The organism is uncultured Veillonella sp. (assembly GCF_934230905.1).
In the GTDB taxonomy this organism is placed as follows: Bacteria; Bacillota; Negativicutes; order Veillonellales; family Veillonellaceae; genus Veillonella.
This window is the reverse complement of sequence record NZ_CAKQFJ010000002.1, coordinates 1-23,166: the sequence shown is the minus strand read 5'-3', so window position 1 is coordinate 23,166 and position 23,166 is coordinate 1. Positions and strand designations below refer to the sequence as shown.

Annotated in this window: 20 protein-coding genes; all 20 read left to right on the top strand. The window is 35.6% G+C overall.

Annotated elements, in window-relative coordinates:
* Entirely contained in the window at window positions 1-561 is a 561-nt protein-coding gene (gene frr / locus Q0E20_RS00570; RefSeq protein WP_295994752.1) for a ribosome recycling factor, read from the top strand.
* Entirely contained in the window at window positions 561-812 is a 252-nt protein-coding gene (locus Q0E20_RS00565) for a hypothetical protein (protein ID WP_296032679.1), read from the top strand. Before frr ends, Q0E20_RS00565 begins: the two co-directional genes overlap by 1 nt.
* A complete protein-coding gene (locus Q0E20_RS00560) occupies window positions 793-1,554 on the top strand; it encodes an isoprenyl transferase (RefSeq protein ID WP_295994746.1) in 762 nt (253 codons plus the stop codon). The genes Q0E20_RS00565 and Q0E20_RS00560 overlap by 20 nt, the downstream gene beginning before the upstream one ends.
* A gap of 3 nt (window positions 1,555-1,557) precedes the next feature.
* Window positions 1,558-2,379 (top strand): phosphatidate cytidylyltransferase, encoded by an 822-nt coding sequence (locus Q0E20_RS00555; protein WP_295994743.1) that lies wholly within the window; start codon window positions 1,558-1,560, stop codon window positions 2,377-2,379.
* Between the two features lie 27 nt (window positions 2,380-2,406).
* Entirely contained in the window at window positions 2,407-3,558 is a 1,152-nt protein-coding gene (locus tag Q0E20_RS00550) for a 1-deoxy-D-xylulose-5-phosphate reductoisomerase (protein ID WP_295994741.1), read from the top strand.
* A gap of 1 nt (window position 3,559) precedes the next feature.
* A complete protein-coding gene (gene rseP / locus Q0E20_RS00545) occupies window positions 3,560-4,576 on the top strand; it encodes an RIP metalloprotease RseP (protein ID WP_295994739.1) in 1,017 nt (338 codons plus the stop codon).
* Between the two features lie 24 nt (window positions 4,577-4,600).
* The gene (gene ispG / locus Q0E20_RS00540; RefSeq protein WP_295994737.1) at window positions 4,601-5,677 is read left to right on the top strand and encodes a flavodoxin-dependent (E)-4-hydroxy-3-methylbut-2-enyl-diphosphate synthase; all 1,077 of its coding nucleotides are present in this window, start codon (window positions 4,601-4,603) and stop codon (window positions 5,675-5,677) included.
* 4 nt (window positions 5,678-5,681) lie between these two features.
* Window positions 5,682-7,400 (top strand): proline--tRNA ligase, encoded by a 1,719-nt coding sequence (locus Q0E20_RS00535; RefSeq protein ID WP_295994734.1) that lies wholly within the window; start codon window positions 5,682-5,684, stop codon window positions 7,398-7,400.
* 177 nt (window positions 7,401-7,577) lie between these two features.
* A complete protein-coding gene (locus Q0E20_RS00530; protein WP_295994731.1) occupies window positions 7,578-8,402 on the top strand; it encodes a PHP domain-containing protein in 825 nt (274 codons plus the stop codon).
* 20 nt (window positions 8,403-8,422) lie between these two features.
* Window positions 8,423-9,301 carry an Asp23/Gls24 family envelope stress response protein gene (locus Q0E20_RS00525; protein ID WP_295994727.1) on the top strand — a complete coding sequence of 293 codons (879 nt, stop codon included), beginning with the start codon at window positions 8,423-8,425 and terminating at the stop codon, window positions 9,299-9,301.
* 8 nt (window positions 9,302-9,309) lie between these two features.
* Window positions 9,310-10,626: a tRNA (N6-isopentenyl adenosine(37)-C2)-methylthiotransferase MiaB gene (miaB, locus tag Q0E20_RS00520; protein WP_295994725.1), complete on the top strand. Its 1,317-nt coding sequence runs from the start codon at window positions 9,310-9,312 to the stop codon at window positions 10,624-10,626.
* Between the two features lie 2 nt (window positions 10,627-10,628).
* Window positions 10,629-13,250: a DNA mismatch repair protein MutS gene (mutS, locus tag Q0E20_RS00515; protein ID WP_295994722.1), complete on the top strand. Its 2,622-nt coding sequence runs from the start codon at window positions 10,629-10,631 to the stop codon at window positions 13,248-13,250.
* The gene (gene mutL / locus Q0E20_RS00510; protein WP_295994719.1) at window positions 13,250-15,208 is read left to right on the top strand and encodes a DNA mismatch repair endonuclease MutL; all 1,959 of its coding nucleotides are present in this window, start codon (window positions 13,250-13,252) and stop codon (window positions 15,206-15,208) included. Before mutS ends, mutL begins: the two co-directional genes overlap by 1 nt.
* Before the next feature lies 1 nt (window position 15,209).
* Entirely contained in the window at window positions 15,210-16,004 is a 795-nt protein-coding gene (locus Q0E20_RS00505; protein ID WP_295994715.1) for a protein-L-IsoD(D-D) O-methyltransferase, read from the top strand.
* Window positions 16,001-16,924, top strand: a complete 924-nt coding sequence (gene miaA, locus Q0E20_RS00500; RefSeq protein ID WP_295994712.1) for a tRNA (adenosine(37)-N6)-dimethylallyltransferase MiaA — start codon at window positions 16,001-16,003, stop codon at window positions 16,922-16,924. Before Q0E20_RS00505 ends, miaA begins: the two co-directional genes overlap by 4 nt.
* Before the next feature lie 17 nt (window positions 16,925-16,941).
* A complete protein-coding gene (locus Q0E20_RS00495) occupies window positions 16,942-18,180 on the top strand; it encodes a methionine gamma-lyase family protein (protein WP_295994710.1) in 1,239 nt (412 codons plus the stop codon).
* A gap of 198 nt (window positions 18,181-18,378) precedes the next feature.
* Window positions 18,379-19,440, top strand: coding sequence for a tRNA 2-thiouridine(34) synthase MnmA (gene mnmA / locus Q0E20_RS00490; protein ID WP_295994706.1), 1,062 nt, complete (start codon window positions 18,379-18,381; stop codon window positions 19,438-19,440).
* A 38-nt stretch (window positions 19,441-19,478) separates the two neighbouring features.
* Complete coding sequence (gene lepA, locus Q0E20_RS00485; RefSeq protein ID WP_295994703.1) at window positions 19,479-21,278, top strand: translation elongation factor 4; 1,800 nt, start codon at window positions 19,479-19,481, stop codon at window positions 21,276-21,278.
* 1 nt (window position 21,279) lies between these two features.
* Window positions 21,280-22,458 carry a radical SAM family heme chaperone HemW gene (hemW, locus tag Q0E20_RS00480; RefSeq protein ID WP_295994700.1) on the top strand — a complete coding sequence of 393 codons (1,179 nt, stop codon included), beginning with the start codon at window positions 21,280-21,282 and terminating at the stop codon, window positions 22,456-22,458.
* A gap of 81 nt (window positions 22,459-22,539) precedes the next feature.
* On the top strand, window positions 22,540-23,142 hold the full coding sequence (locus Q0E20_RS00475) for a nitrite/sulfite reductase (protein ID WP_295994697.1): 603 nt from the start codon (window positions 22,540-22,542) through the stop codon (window positions 23,140-23,142).
* Window positions 23,143-23,166: the final 24 nt, after the last annotated feature.

Below are 23,166 nucleotides of genomic sequence, written 5' to 3'. Positions count from 1 at the left end.
ATGGAATTAAAAGAATTAATGCAACAACAAGAAGACCGTATGAATAAGTCAATTGAGTCTTTGAAACATGAATTTGCTTCTATTCGTACTGGTCGTGCAAGTACTGCATTACTTGATAAGGTGATGGTTGACTATTATGGATCTCCAACTCCTATTAATCAAGTTGCTAATATTTCAGTTCCAGAACCTAGAATGATTTTAATTGCGCCATGGGATAAATCTATGATTGGTGCTATTGAAAAAGCTATTTTACAATCTGACTTAGGCTTAAATCCAGGTAATGATGGTACGGCTATTCGTTTGACAATTCCTCAATTAACGGAAGAACGTCGTAAAGAAATTGTTAAAGTGGTTCATAAAAAAGCTGAAGATGCAAAAGTAGCAGTTCGCAATATTCGTCGTGATGCTAATGATGCATTGAAGAAAGAAGAAAAAGCTAAAACTATAACTGAAGATGATGCTAAAGAGGGTTTAGATCAAATTCAAAAATTAACGGATAAAAAGATTAAACAAATAGATGAATTAAAAGCCGTTAAAGAAAAGGACGTATTAGAAGTATAATGACTCGTTCTAGCAGTCTTATAGGAATGCCTTGGCAGCTTGCAAAGTTTCAATTGCAGGCTGCCCATATTCCTTTTAAGGTAATAATTGGCGATAATTACAATCGCTTTTTTGATGTAGCCTCTGAAGGCTATTATGTCGCAAGAATCACTGAATCTGATAATATGCTTCATATTATTCTGTATAGACCAATGGTGGCTAGTGATTTTGGACATACTCTGGGGGTAATGTATGCTGAGGAAACTATTTAAACGACATACCTCATCTACTGTTAATATAGATGAACACAATGTACCTCGTCATGTGGCTATTATCATGGATGGCAATGGACGTTGGGCTAAGCGTCGTGGCATGCCTCGGTCAATGGGACATCGAGCAGGTGCTGATGTATTAAAAGAAATTGTTATTGCTGCTGATGAAATTGGTGTTAAAGCTTTAACAGTATATGGATTTTCAACGGAAAATTGGAAAAGGCCTGAGCAAGAGGTTTCTCTTTTAATGGCATTGATTAAAGAATACTTACAAAAAAACGTTCAGTTTATGCACGAACATAATGTTCGCATACGTTTTATTGGATATATTCAAGGACTTTCAGAAGAATTACAAACGATTATTTCTGATTCTGAAGCATTAACTAAGAATAATACAGGCCTAACCTTACAATTAGCTATTAATTATGGTGGGCGTGATGAGATAGTACGGACTGTACAAAATCTAGCACAATCTGTGTTAGATGGCAAACTTACGGTTCAAGATATCACTGAACAATATGTTAGCAATCATTTGTATACGCAAGAGTTTAGTGATGTAGATTTATTAATACGTCCTAGTAAAGATTACCGTATTAGTAACTTTCTTTTATGGCAATTAGCGTATGCTGAATTTTGGTTTACAGATTTACATTGGCCAGATTTTACAAAAGAAACATTATTAGAAGCTATAGCAGCCTATCAAAAACGAGAACGTCGTTTTGGTGGCTTGCAAGAGGAATAATCGATGCTTAAAACACGTGTTATCACTGCAGTTATTGGGTTTATCATTGCACTAGGTGCTATTACACTAGGTGGTTTAACATATGATATACTCATTACATTATTAGCACTTATTGGATGGCGAGAATTTATATTACTAAGTAAGGCTAAACATGTTCGTGTACCCGTATTATGGGGATACCTTTCAATTATCACTATCATGATTTCTTTGTGGTTTGGCAGTTATACAGTAAGTATGGCTTGCTTTGTATTTGCCATTATTTTTAACTATCTAATGTGTACATTTGGTGAACATACATATTCTATGAGTAGCGTTTCCTATAGCTTGTTTGGCCTGCTATATATAGTAATGGGACTAGGATCATTATTATTGATACGTCATGACTGGCTATATAGTTCATTAACGATGCCTGTTGTTGGTGAAAGTTGGGGCGTAGTTATGCTATGGCTATTATTGTTTTCAACATGGGCAAGTGATACCTTTGCGTACTTTGCAGGCCGTGCCTTTGGTAAACGTAAAATTGTACCATCTATTAGTCCTAATAAAACGTTAGAAGGCTTTATTGGTGGTTTTATTGGCTGTGTTGTAACTGGTATTGTTTATGCAATAATTAGCAATATACCAATCTATTTAGGTGCTTATGTCGGTATCATTTGTGGTGTATTAGCACCTTTAGGTGATTTATTTGAATCAAAATTAAAACGATTGTGTAATGTTAAAGATTCAGGTACTTTATTACCAGGGCATGGTGGAGTATTAGATCGTTTTGATAGTTTGCTGTTTACGGCACCAGTTACTTTATTATTAATTTTGTGTTTTGCATAATTAACATAAGCAGAAAAGAAGGCTTTTATGAAGTATGTAAGTATATTAGGAAGCACTGGCTCTATTGGTACCCAAACATTAGATGTTATAAGGCAACATCCCAATCAATTTAAGGCAGTTGCCTTAGTAGCGAATAAAAATATTGATTTATTAGAAAGTCAAATTAATGAATTTCGACCTCTTATTGCTGGCGTTGTAGATGAGAAAGCTTATACTATTCTTAAAGAGCGTTACAAAGGTCCAACTAAACTCATTGGTAGTAAAGAGGCTCTGATAGCTGCATCTACCATTCAAGAAGCTACAATGGTCATTACAGCTATAGTTGGTGCTGTTGGGATTGAGCCAACTGTAAAAGCGATTAAGGCTCAAAAAACTATTGGTCTTGCCAATAAGGAAACATTAGTAGCCGGTGGTCCTTTAATTACTTCTCTTGCCAAGGCATATAATGTTCCTATTTTACCTATAGATAGTGAACATAGTGCTATTTTTCAATGCTTAGAAGGACAAAATAAATCGAATGTAGATTCATTAATTCTAACTGCTTCTGGTGGACCTCTTCGTACTTGGTCTAGTGAACGTATTGCTTCTGCAACAGCAGAGGATTGTTTAAAGCATCCAACTTGGAACATGGGAAGCAAAATCACGATTGATTCTGCTTCTTTATTCAATAAAGGGTTAGAAGTCATTGAAGCACATTGGTTATTTGATTTTGATTTTGATCATATTGATGTTGTGGTTCACCCTCAAAGTATTATCCACTCTATGATTCGATTGAATGATGGTGCTATTCTTGCCCAAATGGGGAATCCTGATATGAGAGAACCTATTCAATATGCTTTAACATATCCTAAACGTATGTCTCTTAATATGAAACATTTAGATTTTAAAGAATTACTTACTCTTGAGTTTATGCCTCCTAGAGTTGATGATTTTCCTGCATTAAATTTAGCTTATAAAGTTGGTAAAATTGGTGGTTTTAAACCAGCAGTATTTAATGCTGCTAATGAGACTGCTGTATATGCATTTTTAGATGGAAAAATTGTATTTAGTGATATCTATAAAATCGTTACTGCTGTTTTGGCATCTATGGAAACAGATGATGAATTTACTCTTGATAATTTATTAGCTATCGATCAATGGGCTCGAATAAAAGCTTTAGAATTTATAAATAGGAGATAGTATGATTACGGCTTTAGCCACAATATTTGTATTTGGTCTAATTGTGTTTATTCATGAATTAGGTCATTTTATAACAGCAAAATTATCGGGCATGCGTGTCGATGAATTTGCTATTGGATTTGGTCCCATTTTGCTAAAAAAACAATATGGAGAAACCTTATATTCTGTTCGTTGTATTCCTTTAGGTGGTTTTAATCGCATTGCAGGTATGACACCTGATGAGCCTTTAGATGATGGTTCATTCTATACAAAACCAGCCTATAAAAAACTAATTGTTATCTCTGCTGGTGCTCTTTTTAATTTTTTGTTAGCTATAGTGATTTATTTTGGTCTAAATGCTACGGTCGGTACAATGGTTTCCACTGATAAACCTATAATTGGCAGTGTTATTACAGGTGGTGCTGCCGACTTAGGCAAATTGCAAGGCGGAGATATTATACTTTCTATTGATAATCAGCCTATCTCTAAGTGGTCAGAGATTTCTGAACGGTTGAAAGGTACGGCTAATCATGGTGTTACTGTTGTAGTAAATCGCGATGGTGAAACAGTTGAAACAACAGTAATTCCAAAGATGGAAAAGGATACACCAAAGTTAGGTATCTATCAATCTTATGAAACAGTACCTCATAGTATTGGGGATTCTTTTATACTAGCTATTCAAAAAACAGGATATATTATTGTAGCTATGGTAGATGGACTTCGTGAGATGGTTGTAGGTACTGAACAAGCTGAAGTATCTGGTCCAGTTGGTATTTCACATATGGCAGGTTCCATAGCGCAACAAGGCTTTGCTCCTTTATTAAGTTTTGCTGCATTGCTTAGTATTAACTTGGGTGTCATTAATCTGTTACCATTACCTGTTTTAGATGGTGGACATCTTATTATTATATTGATAGAGGCAATTACAAGACGTAAATTACCTCCTAAAGCTTTAATGTATATTCAAATAATTGGTATAGCTTTATTAGTAACAATATTTGTGTATGCCACTGCTAAAGATATATTACAATTACTATAAGTTAGTCATAGTAAGGAGTTATATATGATTACTAGAAAACCAACCAATGGTATCTATGTAGGCAATGTAAAAATTGGCGACTATGCACCTGTTAGTATTCAATCTATGATTACTACTGATCCTGTACATACGGAAAAGGCGATAACTGAAATCAATCGATTAGCTGATGCTGGTTGTGAATTAGTTCGTGTTGCAGTTCCTACAATGGAATCTGCAAAAGCATTAAAAGCGGTACGTGCAGGGATTACCATTCCTCTTATAGCAGATATTCACTTTGATTATAAATTAGCCTTAGAAGCCATTGATAATAATGTAGATGGTCTTAGAATTAATCCAGGCAATATCGGTGGAGAGGAAAAGGTTTTGGCCGTTATTGAAAAGGCTAAACCTAAGCAAATTCCAATTCGTATTGGTGTCAATGCTGGTTCCCTACCACAATATATATTAGACGCTTATGGAGGTCATCCAACAGCTGATGGAATGGTTGAAACCGCATTGGAACACGTGCGTATTTTAGAGAAATTGGACTATAAACAGATGAAGATTTCTATTAAAGCTACCGAAGTTCCACTTATGGTAGAGGCTTATAGAAAACTTTCAGATAAAATACCTTATCCATTACATTTAGGTGTAACTGAGGCAGGTACCATTAAACAAGGTACAATTAAATCGGCTATGGGGATTGGTGCATTACTATTAGATGGTATTGGTGATACATTGCGCGTATCCTTAACAGGTGATCCTATTCATGAAATTGAGGTGGGTAAAAGTATACTAAGCAATTTAGGTCTTAGAAACTTTGGAGCTACCATGATTTCATGTCCTACATGCGGTCGTTGCCAGGTTAATTTATTTGAAATGGCAAGCATTGTAGAAGAACGTTTATCATCCATTTCCGCACCTATTAAAGTTGCCGTAATGGGATGTGTCGTTAATGGACCTGGTGAAGCCAGGGAGGCTGATTTTGGTATTGCCGGTGGTAAAGGTCAAGGTATCGTATTCAGAAAAGGGGAAGTTTTAAAAACTGTACCTGAATCTGAACTAGTAGACACATTATTTAAAGAAATAGATCAATATTTAGAAACAATTGATAAGGAGTAATTGTATGTTAGCCAGTAAATTATATGCCCCAACATTGCGGGAAGTTCCATCTGATGCAGATGTGGTAAGTCAACAGCTTATGTTGCGCGCAGGTTTTATGCGTAAGGTTGCTAATGGTTTATATAGTTTTTTACCTTTGGGCTGGCGAAGCATCAAAAAAATTGAAGCTATTATTCGCGAAGAAATGGACCGTTCTAGTGCACAAGAGATTATGATGCCTATTTTGCAACCAGCAGAGATTTGGAAAGAATCTGGTCGTTGGAATGCGTATGGTGCCGAAATGATGCGTATTAATGACCGCCATGATGTAGAGTACTGCTTAGGACCAACTCATGAAGAAATGATTACAACATTGGTAAAAAATGAAATTAATTCATATCGTCAATTACCAGTTAATCTGTATCAAATTCAAAGTAAATTCCGTGATGAACGTCGCCCACGATATGGTTTAATGCGTAGCCGCGAATTTATCATGAAGGATGGTTACTCCTTTGATATTGATGATACAGCGGCAGATGTATCTTACAAAAATATGTATGATGCATATAGTCGTATTTTTACTCGTTGCGGTCTTACTTTTAGACCTGTAGAAGCAGATAGCGGTGCTATTGGTGGTAGCAATACTCATGAATTTATGGCTATTGCTGAAGCCGGTGAAGCCGATATCATTCATTGTTCCGCTTGTGACTATGCAGCGAATATTGAAATCGGTAAACCTGGCATTATGAAGCAAGCAGAAGAAGCTTTAAAAGAATTAGAAGTAGTAGATACACCTCATGCATCTACTATTGAAGCTGTTGCAGAAATGCTCAATTTACCTTTGGAAAAAACTATTAAAGCAGTAGTATATGCTATTGAAGATAAAGTAATTCTAGCTATGGTTCGTGGTGATCATGATGTGAATGAAGTGGCTGTTCAACATGCTGTTAATGGTTCTGTAGAGCCTGAAATGGCAACACCTGAACAATTGGAAAAGGTTGGATTGACAGCTGGCTTTATTAGTCCTGTAGGTCTTAAACAAACGGACGATTTTATTATTGTTGTAGATGAATCCGTTATGGAAACCTATAATGTTTGTGGTGGTGCTAATAAAGAAGATGCTCATTACATTAATATCAATCCTAAACGTGATTTTAATACAGATGATATCATCGTAGCTCCTATTCGTTTGATTACTAAAGATGATGTGTGTCCTGAATGCCATAGTCCTTTAGAATACAGTAAAGGTATCGAAGTAGGCCAAGTATTTAAGTTAGGCACTAAATATTCTGAAAGTTTACAAGCTACATACCTTGATCAAAATGGTCGTCCTAATGCAATGGTTATGGGCTGTTATGGTATCGGCGTTAGTCGTACATTAGCTGCAGCTATTGAGCAATATCATGATGATAATGGTATTATTTGGCCTCGTGCTATAGCCCCATTCGAAGTAGTTATTGTTCCTATCAACGCAAAAGATGAAGCTCTAATGTCAACAAGCAAATCTATTTACGATATATTGTTAAACAATAAAGTAGATGTATTATTAGATGATCGTAAAGATCGGGCTGGTGTTAAGTTTAAAGATGCTGATCTTATTGGCTATCCATTACGTATTACAGTAAGTAAAAATACGTTGGAGAGCAATGAGGTTGAAATCCGCATTCGTAAAACAGGTGAGGCTATTAATTGTCCAATCGATGAAGTATCTAATAAGGTACAAGAATTATTGAGTCAATTATAATTAAATTGCGATTCTAGTGAAAGTTCATTGGAATCGCAATTTTTATATGTATACGTATGTAAATATATTAAATTTTTAAAATGAAAAGTTATAGTTAATACCTTATAAAACCTTGAATAAACAAGCGGAATAAGTCATAATAAAATGATAGAGTAATGTAATAATTGGGAGGTAATTATGCGTGTAGATTTTCATATGCATTCTACATTTTCTGACGGTGTAGAAACACCAGAACAGCTATTACGACACGCTAGTGAAGCTGATTTGAAGATGATTGCATTAACTGATCACGATGAAATTGCTGGTATAGATACAATGTTACAAAATAATAGTTCTATTCAAATTATTACAGGTTGTGAGTTCAGTGGTCACTATAAGGGCAAAGATATTCATATCTTAGGGTATGGATTTAATCATCATGATAAAGACTTGAAAAAATTTATTGAATTTTTCAAAGAAAAACGTGAATCAAGAATAAAAGAAATTATTAGTCGATGTATTGCTTATGGCTATGATATTTCTTTTTCTGAATTACAAAATTTATATCCAAATACTAAGTCCTATGGCAGACCACATGTTGCTAGATTATTAATAGACCATGGCTATGCCAAAGATGTACAAGATGTATTTGATGGTATATTAAATTCAAAAAGCCCTTGTTATATACCTAAAGTAAAATTAGAAGTACCAGAAATATTAGATATTATTCATAATGCAAATGGACTAGCTGTATTAGCACATCCCAAATTAGTCCGTAATGATGAGTATGTTGCGGAACTATTAAACTATAGTTTTGATGGTGTAGAAGTATATCATTCTAAACATGATTATGATGATGAAATAAAATATTTAACCATGGCAAAAGAACGAAATTTATTTGTTACAGGTGGATCTGATTATCATGGAATACCTAATCGATACCCTTATCATTTAGGTGAATATGTTGTAGATAGTAATCTAATAAATCAATTTATTGAACGCATACGTTGTATATCAGCGTAATTATAGATGTGAGGTGTACTATGGAAGTTATTGCTTTTGTAGGTAGTAGTGGGACCGGTAAAAGCCATCGGGCTCTCGTACTAGCTCATGAAAATAGTGTGGAATGCATTATTGATGATGGTATCTTAATTCATGATAATAAAATTGTAGCCGGCTTTTCTGCCAAAAAAGAATCTAGCCGATTAAAAGCTGTTCGACGTGCTATATTTCAAGACCCTGTTCAGGTTAAAGAGGTTCGTAGTCAATTAGATGCGATTAATCCTAATCGATTGATGATTATCGGTACATCCGATAATATGGTTAAAAAAATTACAAAGGCATTGGGGATTCAAGAACCAGATCGATATATTCGCATTGAAGATGTGGCAACGCCTAAAGAAATTGAAAAAGCACAGTATGCTCGTTTAAAGGAAGGTAAGCATATCATTCCTGTTCCCACCATGGAATTAAAACCTCACTTTAAAGGATATCTTATCGATCCAATTAAGACGATTTGGCGTCGCCGTACATTGCGTAAACAAGACCCCGATAAGATTGGTCAAATCGGTTCGGAAGGTTTTGAACGTTCTGTAGTGAGACCATCATTCAGTTATTATGGACGTTTGACCTTTGATGATGAGGTAATTATTAAATTAATAAGAAATGGTTTGAAAAAAGTAGCTGGCGTTGATGCATCATCAGATATAGCTTTTAAAAAGAGTTCAAAAGGGCAAAATGGTTTAATGTTAGATATGTCCGTTGTAATCGAACATGGATATCCTGTTAAACCACTTATGCAACAAGTACAAAAATCTGTACGTAATGAATTAGAATATATTACTGGGATGTCTGTAGAACGAATGTCCATTAAAGTCAAAAATATTATAGAAACAAAACGGAAGATTATAAAACATATTTAGGAGATAGAATGAAGTCATATTATATATATACCTATGGTTGTCAAATGAATACTGCTGATTCTGAGCGTCTTTCACATCAACTTGAAACAGTAGGTTATATACCCACCGATGATGTAGAGTCAGCGGATTTAATCTTGTTAAATACTTGTGCAGTGCGTGAAACTGCAGAAACTAAAGTATTTGGTCGTATCGGTGAATTAAAACATTTAAAGAAAAAAAATAAAAATTTGATTATCGCTATTACAGGTTGTATGGCACAAAAAAATCAAGCTGAAATGTTTAAACGAGCACCTCATATTGATATTGTGCTAGGGACTCATAATATTCAACATATTAATGAAATGATTGCTGAGGTTCAACGTACTCATAAACATCAAATCAATGTTGATATGGATAATACAGTACTTCCAGAGTTACAGGCAAAACCTAATGGTACTTTCTTTGCCTGGGTTCCTATTATGAATGGTTGTAATAAATTTTGTACGTATTGTATCGTCCCTCATGTACGAGGTCGTGAAATTAGTCGCCCCGTAGAAGCAATCGTGAAAGAAGTAACAGAACTTGGTGCAAAAGGGTTTAAGGAAATTACTTTATTAGGTCAAAATGTAAATTCCTATGGCTTAGATTTTAAAGATGGTACTGATTTTGGAACATTAGTAGATGCACTTGATCATATTCCTGGCATTGAACGTATTCGTTACATGACTAGTCATCCTCAAGATATGACGAAATCAATGATTGATGCTTTGGGGCGCTCTAGTAATATCGTTACTCATTTACATTTACCAATTCAATCTGGTTCTGACAGAATTTTAAAGAAGATGAATCGTCACTATACGGTGGAACATTATAAAGAGTTACTATCGTACTGTAGAGAGAAAATAAAAAATGTAGTTGTCACAACTGATATTATCGTAGGATTTCCTGGGGAGACTGAGGAAGATTTTGAACAAACACTTCAATTATTAAAAGATGTTCGCTATGATATGGCCTATACTTTTATTTACTCTAAACGTTCTGGCACACCTGCTGCTACTATGGAAGAGCAAGTTCCAGATGAAGTAAAACGTGTTCGTCTACAACAATTGATGGATATACAAAATGAAATTTCTTTAGAGTTAAATAAAACTATGGAAGGCCACGTATTTGATATTATTGTAGAAGGTCCAAGTGCTAAAGATAAAACCATGTGGTTTGGTCGTACGTCAGGGAATAAAATGGTACTATTCCCAAAAGATGAATCGTTAACTATCGGTGATACTGTACCAGCCTATATTGATAAAGCACAAACATGGGTTTGCTACGGTACCATTCAAAAGGGGTAAGAATGGCAAAAAAAGTAACACCAATGATGGAACAATATTTAGATATTAAATCGCGACATAGTGATGAGCTTTTATTTTTCCGACTTGGTGATTTTTATGAATTATTTAATGAAGATGCACTAATTGCATCTCGAGAATTGAATATTACCTTAACAGGTAGACCAACAGGCAACGAGGAACGAACACCTATGTGTGGCGTTCCTTTTCATGCTGCTGAAAGTTACATAGAGACTTTGGTTAAAAAGGGATATAAGGTCGCTATTTGTGAACAATTAGAGGATCCTAAAGCGGTAAAAGGTATCGTTAAAAGGGATGTTATCCAAGTCATCACACCGGGAACGGTAATGACAGAAAATGGTAATGATGCACGGAGTAATAACTTTTTAGCTTTGTTCTATTTAGTTAAAGAGGACTGGATTCTTGTATTTTCAGATGTATCTACAGGAGAGGTTATTTGGGATCGTGTACCACAAGATAATATTAGTCAAATATATGATTCTCTTAGCATGTATAGACCTGCAGAAATCATTGTACCTGAAGGCACTATTTTGCCACAATCGATAGTAGACTTTATACATAATCAATTTAATAATGTAGTATTGTCTCCTTTTGATTCCTTTAAAGATAAAGATTGTGCATGTAAATTAGCAAATAATCACTTTCAAGATATGGGACTTATGGAAGAAGATGTATTAGCTGCATTAGGATTTATGCTCTTATATTTACAAGATGTTATTAAGACTGAAATTTCTCATATTAATTACGTTCATCAGATGGATGTAGGTAATCGTTTGATTTTAGATACATCTTCGTTGCGTCACCTTGAGATTACTCATAATTTACGAGATGGTGGTGTAAAGGGAACTTTACTTGATATATTAGATCGTACATTGACACCCATGGGCGCACGTTTATTAAAACAATGGTTAGAATGCCCTCTTACAGATATACCAACTATTCAACGTCGTCAAGCTGCTGTTGCTGAGCTTATTTCTCGCAATGCTGAACGCTGCGAAATACAAAATTATTTAGATTGTATTTATGATTTTGAACGTATCGTAGGTCGTATTGAAACTGGATCCGTATCACCTCGAGACTTTACATCACTTCGAGAATCCTTGCAAGTATTACCTAATATTAAGAAGCTTCTTAAAGAGTTTTCTGGATTATCATTAACGTCTATTAATGGCCGTATTGATAATCACGCGGATATATATGATCTATTGAATCGAGCTATTGCAGAGCAACCAGCATTAACATTAAAAGATGGGCGTGTCATTCGAGATGGTTATAACGAAGAATTAGACGAACTTCGTTCATTAGCTACTAATAGTGAAGTTTGGCTTCAAAAATTAGAGGATAAAGCTAGAGAAGAAACTGGGCTTAAACTAAAAACGAAATATAATAAGGTTTTTGGATATTTCTTTGAAGTAAGTAAAGCTCAAATTGATAAGGTACCGGCCTATTTTATTCGGAAACAAACCACGGTCAATGCAGAGCGTTATATTACACCTGATTTAAAAGAGTTTGAAATTAAAATTCTTAGTGCAAAGGAAAAAATTATTTCATTAGAGCAACAACTTTATCAAGATTTACGTAATCAAATTAAAGGGGTTATTAAAAAGGTTCAAGAGACAGCAAGATCTTTAGCAGAACTTGATGTACTTGCATCGTTAGCGACCGTTGCATATGAGTCTAATTACATTTGCCCTAATATTGTGATGAATGGGCAAATTAATATTCGCGATGGACGTCATCCGGTGATAGAAAAATTCTTAAAAAGAGAGGTTTTTGTCCCTAATGATGTAGTACTCAATCATGATGATGAAGAATTTATGCTTATAACTGGACCTAATATGGCTGGTAAATCCACATATATGAGACAGGTAGCAATTCTTATGATTATGGCTCAAATAGGCTCCTTTATTCCTGCGAGGGAGGCCACTATTTCTCCTGTAGATCGCGTATTTACACGTGTAGGTGCGAGCGATGATATTTCTACAGGTCAAAGTACATTTATGGTAGAGATGAAAGAGGTTGCGTATATTCTTGAAAATGCTACCTCTAAGAGTTTGATTATCCTTGATGAAATAGGACGTGGTACAAGTACCTTTGATGGTTTAAGTATTGCACAAGCAGTGGTAGAACATATTTGTAAATATATCCATGCAAAAACATTGTTTGCTACACATTACCATGAATTGATTCCTTTAGAAGAGGTATATCCAAGATTAAAAAATTATACGGTAGCTGTTAAGGAAAAAGGGAAAGATATTGCCTTTTTGCGTCGCATCATTAGAGGTGGTGCCGATAGGAGCTATGGTATTCACGTAGCAAAATTAGCAGGTTTACCGGCTCAAGTATTGAAACGAGCGGAAGTGATTCTTGAATCCTTAGAGGAACAAAATACTGACACTGATGATTTAAATAATCGCGTTATAACATCAGATTCTGTTGTTAAGTATACAAAACCATCTATCGAACAAGATGATTTTAGCAATTTATTCACCCATTCTGTTGTGGATTCCTTGTTAGCTATAGATGTGAATACGATGACACCTATAGAGGCGCTAAATGCAATTCATCAGTTACAAGCAGAGGCGCGTAATGGAGGCGGTAAATAATGGCAACCATACATGTTTTGGATGAAACCACAATCAATAAAATAGCGGCTGGTGAGGTTGTAGAACGCCCCGCATCAGTTGTAAAAGAACTGATTGAAAACTCTATTGATGCTGGTGCTACATCGATTGAAGTGGAAATTGGTGAAGGTGGTAGTGCATATATGCGCATTACTGATAATGGCAAGGGGATGACAGAAGAAGATGCCCGCCTTGCAGTTTTGCGCCATGCTACCTCTAAGATTCAAAATGTAGAGGATTTATTCGATATTGCATCTTTAGGGTTTAGGGGAGAGGCCTTGGCGAGTATCGCCTCTGTTTCTCATTTTGTTTTGACTACTAGAACTGTAGACCAAGAACTTGGTACACGTATCCTCATCGATGGAGGAACCTTTACTGATTGTATTCCTTATGGTGCAGCACCTGGTACGACAATTGAAGTGAAGGAATTATTTTTTAATACACCAGCTCGTCGTAAATTTCTTAAAACTGAACGAACTGAATCATCTAAAATTCAAGACATTGTTGGTAAATTGGCATTAAGTAATCCGCATATTGCTTTTAAATTAACTATTGATGATCGTGTAGCCATTATTACACCAGGATCTGGCTCAATACAAGATACAGTGGCTGCATTATACGGTTATAAGACCAAGAATGATATATTTTCTATCGCTTATGAAAGTGAACATATCTATATCGAAGGTGTTGTATCAAAACCAACATTGTTAAAAAGCACGCGTATTTGGCAGACGATTATTGTCAATAATCGAGTTATATCAGATAAAACAATTTTGAAAGCCATCGATAATGCGTACCATGCATTATTACCAAAATCTGGATATCCATTGGTTTTACTACATATAACTGTACCGGCTAGTATGGTGGATATCAATGTACATCCTCGGAAGAGTGAAGTTAAATTCGAAGATGATAAAATCATATTTAAAGCCGTTTATCATGCAATTCTAAATGCCTTAAATAACCCTCTTCATGAACGGTATGAACGTGAATCATCATCGTTTACTCAACCTTTAGAAACTGAATCACAAGGTAGTGGCTATAACTCGTACCAAGCTCCACAAGTTTTGAGTGATCATAATGATACGGCTGAACATATTGCTACAGCTATTGACTATGATAAGGTTTTTGGCGGACGGCGCACTAAGGGATATGAGATATTACGTCAGGATACACGCGATTTTGTAGATGCCTTAAAAGAAAAAGGGTTTATACCACCAGCTCCAAAAGCGACGTATGAACAGGAAACATTTGAGGAATCCTCATTTACATCAGTTCCTACAGCTTATACTAGCTATACGACGGAAGACAAAGAGAAATTCCATCAAATACAAGAACAGCATATAGAAGATGAGTCTAGAGATATACAAAAATCAGGCTTTTTACCAATGGGCCAGGTTGCATCCTGTTATATATTAGCCAAAAAAGGTGATGATTTATATATTATAGATCAGCATGCAGCACACGAACGTGTCCGTTATGATCGTTTGTGTAAATCTTCGGAAGCTATACCAATGCAAAGCCTGCTTGTACCGACTTATAGCAATGCCACAGAGGATGAAATGAATCTTGTTGAGAATGAACAGGACGCTTTGTTGGATTTAGGCTTTGAAGTAGAGCTGGGCGGTCCTAATCAAATCAAATTAGTTGGTGCACCTGTAGATCTAGTAGAAAGTAAAGCTCAGGAAATTTTATCTTATGTATTTACTTTTTTGCATGACCATGAACAGCCCACCAAAGCCCAATTGCGTCATGAAATGCTAGCTTATGCATCGTGTAGGGGAGCCATTAAATCTGGACACAATCTTAATATGTACCAAATGACAACACTTATTGAAGATTTATTCCATACAGATAAACCTTATGTGTGCCCTCATGGACGTCCAACAATTATTAAATTTACACCTGATGAATTGGGTAAGTTATTCTTAAGGTCTTAATATGATTATTACTACTTCACAAAAAGCATCCTTATCGGTGAAAGAAGAAACAAAAGAACTAGCTGATTCATTAAATCTTGCATATAGAGAGCGTCATAAGAAGCCTATTTCTGAGTTATTGCTATCGGATATGCCTGTTGCTGTTATCTCTAAGAATCAATTGACAATTTATTTTAACGAGAACCAGGAACATAGGTTTCATTTATCTATGGCCCAATTGCGTATTTTACGTTTACAAAGGGGCGAAGATGACCACCTCGTAAAAGCTGTAGGTTCGCTTATAGATGAATCATCTGATGCATTTTCTATAATCGACTGTACCCTAGGTCTAGGCAGTGATAGTATCATCATGTCCTATGCATTTCCTAATGCTCATATAATAGGGGTAGAAGCATCATTTCCTATATGGTTATCTACATGGTTTGGGTTGAAGTCCTTTACACATGAAGATATTTCTGTAACTAATGCATTACGGCGTATTGATGCTCGTTATGATAATTTTGAAAGCTATTTACAGGCGTTGCCTAATCATAGTGTAGATATACTATATTTTGACCCTATGTTTGAAGTACCTATTGAGGAAAGCCCACAATTTAAACCATTACGTGGACATACTTCGGAAGGTAAAATTACAAAATCTATAATAAAAGAGGCTAAGCGTGTTAGCCGATTAGGATTTATTATTAAAGAACGTCCTTTTAGCTCTATATTTCAGGATTTTTCACCATCTAAATGGGTGGGGGGAAAATATAGTCGAATTGGTTATGGTGTATACAGTAACAAGGAGTTACAATGAAAAAATTAGTAACAATTGTAGGTCCTACTGCTGTAGGAAAGACTGATCTAACATTAGCATTAGCAAAACGGTATAACGGTGAAGTAATTTCTGGAGATGCGTATCAGGTATATAAACATTTAGATATTGGTACTGCTAAGCCTACCTTTGATGAATTGGACACTATTCCACATCATCTTATAAATATTTTAGAACCGAACGATGATTACAGTGTTTCTATTTTTCAACAACAAGCTCAATCATTAATAGATCAATTAAATGATAACCATGTTTTGCCAATCTTATCTGGTGGGACTGGTTTATATGTTCAATCTTTATTAGAGAACTATAATTTTAATGATATAAAACCTAATACAGCGCTAAGAAACGAATTAGATGAATTATATGCTAAATATGGCTTAGATGGTTTACGTCAATATGCTCAGAATTTAGCTGAAAAAGGTGGAGTAGAAATTAGATATACCGATAAACATCGTTTGTACCGCGCTATTGAGTTAATGACTGCTGGTGATTATGAGTCATTAACTAGACAAACTAAAGAGGGATTATCATATAGAGGCCCAGTTATTGGATTACAGCGAGAGCGAAGTGATTTATATAATCGAATCAATCGTCGCGTAGAAATTATGTTTGAAAAAGGTCTAGTGGATGAAGTTAAACAATTACTAAAAAATGGAGTAAATTCAAATTGTCAGGCTTTTAAAGGTATTGGCTATAAAGAGGTTGTTCAGTATTTAGAAGGATTAATCAGTTATGACGCATGTGTAGATTTAATTCAGAAAAATACGCGTCACTTTGCAAAACGGCAGATTACCTGGTATAAACGTATGCCGTACATAGAATGGATTACCATAGATTCACACACAACAGAAGCCGAAATTTATGGTATGGCTTGTAATATAATTGACTCAAGTTTTTAATAGATAAAGGATAGAGAATGACATTAGAAGAAATACGTAGTAAAGCCCTTGAAATGGCGGAACCACAATTCAAAAAATTTGAACCTATTGCATTAGCAAATACGAAAAAGGTATTAGAAGCATTTAAAGAGTGTCAAGTATCTGATTATCATTTTACAGGCACAACTGGTTATGGTTATAACGATGTAGGCCGTGAAAAATTAGATGAAGTATTTGCCTATGTATTCAAAGGCGAAAAGGCTCTCGTACGCCCACATTTTGTATCGGGTACTCACGCATTAGCCACTACACTGATGGCTATTATGGGAAATGGCTCTAAAGGAACTGAATTTATTTATGCCGTTGGAGCTCCTTATGATACAATGCAGTCCGTGATTGGTAGTACTCGTCCAGTAAGAGGGTCTTTGGTAGAAAAAGGATTTACCTATACAGAAGTACCGCTTAACAATAATACCTATGATTTGGACGCTATAGGACAGGCTGTAAATTCCAATACACGTGCTGTGGTTATCCAACGTTCTCGTGGGTATAGTACGCGTGAGCCATTGTCGATTGTGGATATTAAAGCGATCGTTGATGTTGTGAAAGCTAAGAATTCGGAAACCATTTGCTTTGTAGATAATTGCTACGGTGAATTTACAGAGCTTCAAGAGCCATTAGAGGTCGGTGCTGATATCATGGCAGGTTCTCTCATCAAAAATGCTGGCGGTGGTTTAGCACCAACCGGTGGCTATATCGTGGGCCGTGAGGATTTAGTTGAAGATGCATCATATCAATTGACGGCTCCAGGGCTTGGTGATCATATGGGTTCCTATGCTCCTGGCTATCGTCTATTCTTCCAAGGCTTATTTATGGCTCCTCATGTAGTACTACAAGCGTTAAAAGGGGCTGTATATACGGCTGCAGTTGGTGAAATATTGGGTTACGATGTATTTCCTAAGGTAGATGCGAATCGGTATGATTTAATTCAAGCCATTAATCTTAAAAACGGCGAAGAAATGGAACACTTCTGTGTGGGGATGCAAGCATATTCTCCTGTTGATGCTCATGTACATCCTATTCCTGGTGATATGCCTGGGTACGAAGATAAAATCATCATGGCAGGTGGTACTTTTGTGCAAGGCTCATCCATTGAATTAAGTGCTGATGGTCCTGTTCGCCTTCCGTATACAATTTTTATGCAAGGAGGCCTCGTATTCGAACATTCTATGCTCGGTATTTTAGGTGCTGCAGAGGAATTATTAAAACATAAATAAAATTTAGAATCTCTTTCTTTAATAGAAAGAGGTTCTTTCGTTTCAAATCTTTTCAATATACCTAATTCTAGGCTATAATATAAATTGCTATAATTTCATAGCAATACTACTCGGACTTTTACACCGAATTAGTGTTTTACACGTCAGGCTTTCACCCTGATTAGTTTTATGATCAAGCGATCATTAAAAGGAGAAAGTATGGAAAAAGTTATCGCTGTAGCTATGAGTGGTGGTGTGGACAGTTCTTTGACTGCTGCAATGCTACAAAAACAAGGCTATAAAGTATTTGGTATTACCCTATGGCTGTGGGTGAGTGGCACGCCTTATGATGAGGTTCCTCTTGCTGTAACAGATGCTAAGAAGATGTGTGATTTTCTTGGTATTGAGCATCATGTTATCGATGCGCGCGATGTGTTCTACGAGAATGTAGTAGATTACTTCGTAAAAGAATATGCCTATGGTCGTACACCAAATCCTTGTGTATTTTGTAACAAGAACATCAAATTTGATTTGATGCTCAATCGTGCTCTTGAACTTGGGGCCACACATATGGTAACAGGTCATTATGCACAAGTTAATTTTAATGAAGAAACAGGTTTATATGAATTGCATAAAGGTGTTGACCCTACAAAGGATCAAAGTTATGTTATGTACAATATGAACCAACGTATTTTGAGTCACCTAATGTTCCCATTGGGTGGGCAATGTAAGACTGAAACACGTAAATTAGCTGCTGAATATAATTTGCCAGTAGCGAAAAAACCGGATAGTGTAGATATTTGTTTTTTGCCGCATGGTAACTACCAAAAACTCGTGGTAGAAGAAATGAAGGCTACCCCAAAATCTGGCAATATTGTTACAGAGGCTGGTGAAGTATTAGGAAAACATAACGGTTTATTTAATTACACCATCGGTCAACGCAAAGGTCTAGGCATTGCCTATAAACACCCTTTATATGTTATTGGCTTTAATGGTGAACGCAATGAAGTTATTGTAGGGCCTAATGAACGACTTTTTACAAATCGTATGATTTGTAAGTTTTATAATTTTCTAGATGGTACAATTCATAAAGAATTGAAGGCGGAAGGTAAAATTCGATACGCAGCCAATCCTTCACCTTGTACAGCACGTATTTTAGACGATGATACGATGGAGGTTATTTTTGATGAACCACAACGGGCTATTACACCAGGTCAGTCCGTAGCCTTTTATAATGGCACTCAATTATTAGGAGGTGCTGTTATCGATCGCGTATGTTAGAAAGGAGAATACAAGTTCCTTGAACTTGTTCACATAGTATGTCAACGAAAAAGATTAGAAACTTCTGTATTATAGCTCATATCGACCATGGTAAATCTACCATCGCTGATAGATTAATTGAATATACTGGTACTCTACAAAAACGAGAAATGGAAGCTCAAGTATTGGATTCCATGGATCTTGAACGGGAACGTGGTATTACTATTAAAGCGCAATCTGTTCGTATCTTATATAAAGCTCAAGATGGTGAAGAATATATCTTGAACCTTATTGATACACCAGGCCATGTGGATTTCAGCTATGAAGTATCTCGTTCTCTTGCAGCTTGTGAAGGGGCATTGCTTGTGGTAGATGCGGCACAAGGTGTAGAAGCTCAAACGTTGGCGAATGTGTATCTCGCTTTAGAACATGATCTTGAAATCATTCCTGTTATTAACAAAATTGATTTGCCTTCCGCAGATCCTGATCGAGTTAAACAAGAAATTGAGGATATCATTGGTTTAGATGCATCAGAAGCAGTTTTATGTTCTGCTAAATCTGGTATTGGTATCCCAGATATTTTGGAAGCCATTGTAAATAAGGTACCTGCACCACCAGATAAATCTGATGAACCAACACGGGCATTGATTTTTGATAGCCGCTTTGATGCTTATAAAGGTGCTATTGCCTATGTACGCGTAAAAGAAGGTACTATTAAAGCGAAAGATACTATTCGCATGATGCATGATAAAAAAGATTTTGATGTAACAGAACTTGGTATCTTTACTCCCAATCTTGTACCTGTTCAGGAATTACCATGTGGCTCTGTTGGCTGTATTGCTGCTAGCATTAAGAATGTAGCTGACTGTCACGTAGGTGATACGGTAACATTAGCTGATAATCCTGCACCTGAACCATTACCAGGTTACCGTAAGGCTGTATCTATGGTATATTGTGGTCTCTACCCTACCGAGTCTAAAGACTACGAAAATCTTCGTGATGCATTAGAAAAATTACAGCTTAATGATGCTGCCTTAGAATATGAAGCAGAAACATCCTTGGCTCTCGGCTTTGGTTTCCGTTGTGGTTTCTTAGGCTTACTACATATGGATGTTATTCAAGAGCGCTTAGAGCGTGAATATAATCTAACACTTATCACTACGGCTCCATCTGTTAACTACAAGGTATATAAAACAAATGGGGAAATGCTAGAAGTGGATAATCCTGCTAAGTTACCACCTCCAACGGAAATCGATTATATTGAAGAACCATATGTTAAGGCTACAACCATTGTACCTAAGGATTTTGTTGGTACTATTATGGAATTATCGCAAGATAAACGTGGCGAATATCAATCCATGGAATACTTGGATGAGTCGCGTGTATCCGTTGTATATCACTTACCATTGAGCGAAATCATTTATGATTACTTTGATAAATTAAAATCTGCTACAAAGGGGTATGCATCTCTTGATTATGAATTGATTGGTTATAAACAATCTCCAATGGTTAAGATGGATATCTTGTTAAATGGAGAACCTGTAGATGCATTATCTATCATCGTTCATAAGGATCGCGCTGCTACACGTGGCCGTGCATTAGCTGAGAAATTAAAAGAATTAATTCCTCGTCAAATGTTTGAAATTCCTATTCAAGCAGCTGTTGGAACCAAAATTGTAGCTCGGGAAACTGTAAAAGCTTGGCGTAAGGATGTATTAGCAAAATGTTACGGCGGTGATATTTCTCGTAAACGTAAATTGCTAGAAAAACAAAAAGCTGGTAAGAAACGTATGAAAGCAGTTGGTTCTGTAGAAATTCCACAAGAAGCATTTATGGCAATTTTAAAGGTAGAAGATTAATATGGAAACAAATTGTAATGATTTGTTTGTACAGCGGGATATGGGGATTTACATCCATATCCCGTTTTGCAAACAAAAATGTATATATTGTGACTTTCCTGCATATCAAAATTTAGAGGAATACTACGATACTTATTTATATGCTTTAGTTCAAGAAATGATTATGTTTGGTGATACATATTCTAATTCTCGTACTAAACTTGTAGATACTGTATATTTAGGTGGTGGTACACCTACAGAATTGTCCTTATTACAATTGGAACAAATTTTGAATACAGTTAAAAATACCTATAATATATCTCCTGATTGTCAATTTACTATCGAATCAAATCCTGGAGAAGTAGATAAATCTTATTTAAAGGAGTTGTATAAATTAGGATTTTCTCGTATCAGTTTTGGTGTTCAAACATTTGATGACACTTCTCTATTACGTTTACATCGAAGTCATAATTCTAAAGCGGCTATTGATGTTGTTCAATGGGCATTTGATGTAGGATTTCAAGATATTAATATTGATTTAATATATGGATTACCGAATCAAACATTTGATGAAATTAATAAAAATTTAGATATTGTTAGTACATTACCTATTAATCATATTTCTACCTATAGTTTACAAGTAGAACGGGGAACACGATTATATCATTTAGTTAATAAAGGACTCATTTCTTTACCTGATGAATCAACAGAGGATACGATGTATGAAATGATGATACAAGGGGTTCAAGATTTAGGATTTGAACGTTATGAAATATCAAATTTTGCAAAAGATAAGTCCTATAGTAAACATAATCTAAAATATTGGCAATATTGTGATTATTTAGGTTTTGGTGTTGGTGCTCATTCATTTTTTGATGGAGTAAGAAGAGCTAATAATCGCAATGTCATGCCTTATGCTAGAAAAATAGACTGCTTTGAATTTCCCGTTATTGAAGAGGAAATTATAGACTCCAAGAGATCTAGAGAAGATTATTGTTTTTTAAACTTACGAACCAAGTGGGGAATCAATACAGTCGATTTTGTTAACAGATTTAATGTACGATTAGAATATATTTATGGCTCTATTTTAGATGATCTAATTGAAAAGAATTTAATTATAAAAGATGGCAACTTATATTATCTTACGCCAGAAGGTGCTAAACACGGCAATTATGTGTTCAGTCAATTTATAAATGAGTAAGATTTTTCACAGTTTCTCAATAACTAACATGTTAGGATAAATAGGATGATGATGAATAAGCATGCTTATTGAGGAGGAAAGATGAAGACATCTGTAATATTACATGGTTTGCATAATCAATTTTCATTAGAGCAAATGAAAGCATGCATCGGTCTAGCTGAAAAATATGGTGGTTCTTTTAGACATGTAGTGACGGGGATACAAATTACTGGCATTGAAAAGGATGATAAGGAAGCACTTATATCAGAATTACCTGATGGTGTAACAACTGTTATTCATAGAGGTGTCAATTCATTGATTGCTTGTGTGGGCAAAGGTAAATGTAAAAATGGTCAAATGGAAACCGATGAATTAGCAGACTATATAGAACGTAAACATTACGGTCGTAAAACAAGTCACAAATGTAAAATAGGTATTAGTGGTTGTGGTCGTAACTGTCCTGATGCTATGGTCAAAGATATCGCTTTTATCGGTACATCTCAAGGCTTTATGCTCGCCGTAGGTGGTAATACCGGTATGCGCCCTGAAGCAGGGAAAATTTTAATGCGTAAATTATCGGTTGAACAAGCAAAGAAGGCTGCCGATATATTAATCGATTGGTATGCAGAACATGGAAAACCAAAAGAACGAATGGGACAATTATTAGATCGTCTTGGAAATCCGCTAGAAAATATAAATTTATGATAAAAATAGCTCTTAGTAAAAAGT

Coding starts and splice junctions, on each gene's coding strand:
- frr (WP_295994752.1), top strand. CDS start 1: ATGGAATTAAAAGAATTAATGCAACAACAAGAAGACCGTATGAATAAG.
- Q0E20_RS00565 (WP_296032679.1), top strand. CDS start 561: ATGACTCGTTCTAGCAGTCTTATAGGAATGCCTTGGCAGCTTGCAAAG.
- Q0E20_RS00560 (WP_295994746.1), top strand. CDS start 793: ATGCTGAGGAAACTATTTAAACGACATACCTCATCTACTGTTAATATA.
- Q0E20_RS00555 (WP_295994743.1), top strand. CDS start 1,558: ATGCTTAAAACACGTGTTATCACTGCAGTTATTGGGTTTATCATTGCA.
- Q0E20_RS00550 (WP_295994741.1), top strand. CDS start 2,407: ATGAAGTATGTAAGTATATTAGGAAGCACTGGCTCTATTGGTACCCAA.
- rseP (WP_295994739.1), top strand. CDS start 3,560: ATGATTACGGCTTTAGCCACAATATTTGTATTTGGTCTAATTGTGTTT.
- ispG (WP_295994737.1), top strand. CDS start 4,601: ATGATTACTAGAAAACCAACCAATGGTATCTATGTAGGCAATGTAAAA.
- Q0E20_RS00535 (WP_295994734.1), top strand. CDS start 5,682: ATGTTAGCCAGTAAATTATATGCCCCAACATTGCGGGAAGTTCCATCT.
- Q0E20_RS00530 (WP_295994731.1), top strand. CDS start 7,578: ATGCGTGTAGATTTTCATATGCATTCTACATTTTCTGACGGTGTAGAA.
- Q0E20_RS00525 (WP_295994727.1), top strand. CDS start 8,423: ATGGAAGTTATTGCTTTTGTAGGTAGTAGTGGGACCGGTAAAAGCCAT.
- miaB (WP_295994725.1), top strand. CDS start 9,310: ATGAAGTCATATTATATATATACCTATGGTTGTCAAATGAATACTGCT.
- mutS (WP_295994722.1), top strand. CDS start 10,629: ATGGCAAAAAAAGTAACACCAATGATGGAACAATATTTAGATATTAAA.
- mutL (WP_295994719.1), top strand. CDS start 13,250: ATGGCAACCATACATGTTTTGGATGAAACCACAATCAATAAAATAGCG.
- Q0E20_RS00505 (WP_295994715.1), top strand. CDS start 15,210: ATGATTATTACTACTTCACAAAAAGCATCCTTATCGGTGAAAGAAGAA.
- miaA (WP_295994712.1), top strand. CDS start 16,001: ATGAAAAAATTAGTAACAATTGTAGGTCCTACTGCTGTAGGAAAGACT.
- Q0E20_RS00495 (WP_295994710.1), top strand. CDS start 16,942: ATGACATTAGAAGAAATACGTAGTAAAGCCCTTGAAATGGCGGAACCA.
- mnmA (WP_295994706.1), top strand. CDS start 18,379: ATGGAAAAAGTTATCGCTGTAGCTATGAGTGGTGGTGTGGACAGTTCT.
- lepA (WP_295994703.1), top strand. CDS start 19,479: ATGTCAACGAAAAAGATTAGAAACTTCTGTATTATAGCTCATATCGAC.
- hemW (WP_295994700.1), top strand. CDS start 21,280: ATGGAAACAAATTGTAATGATTTGTTTGTACAGCGGGATATGGGGATT.
- Q0E20_RS00475 (WP_295994697.1), top strand. CDS start 22,540: ATGAAGACATCTGTAATATTACATGGTTTGCATAATCAATTTTCATTA.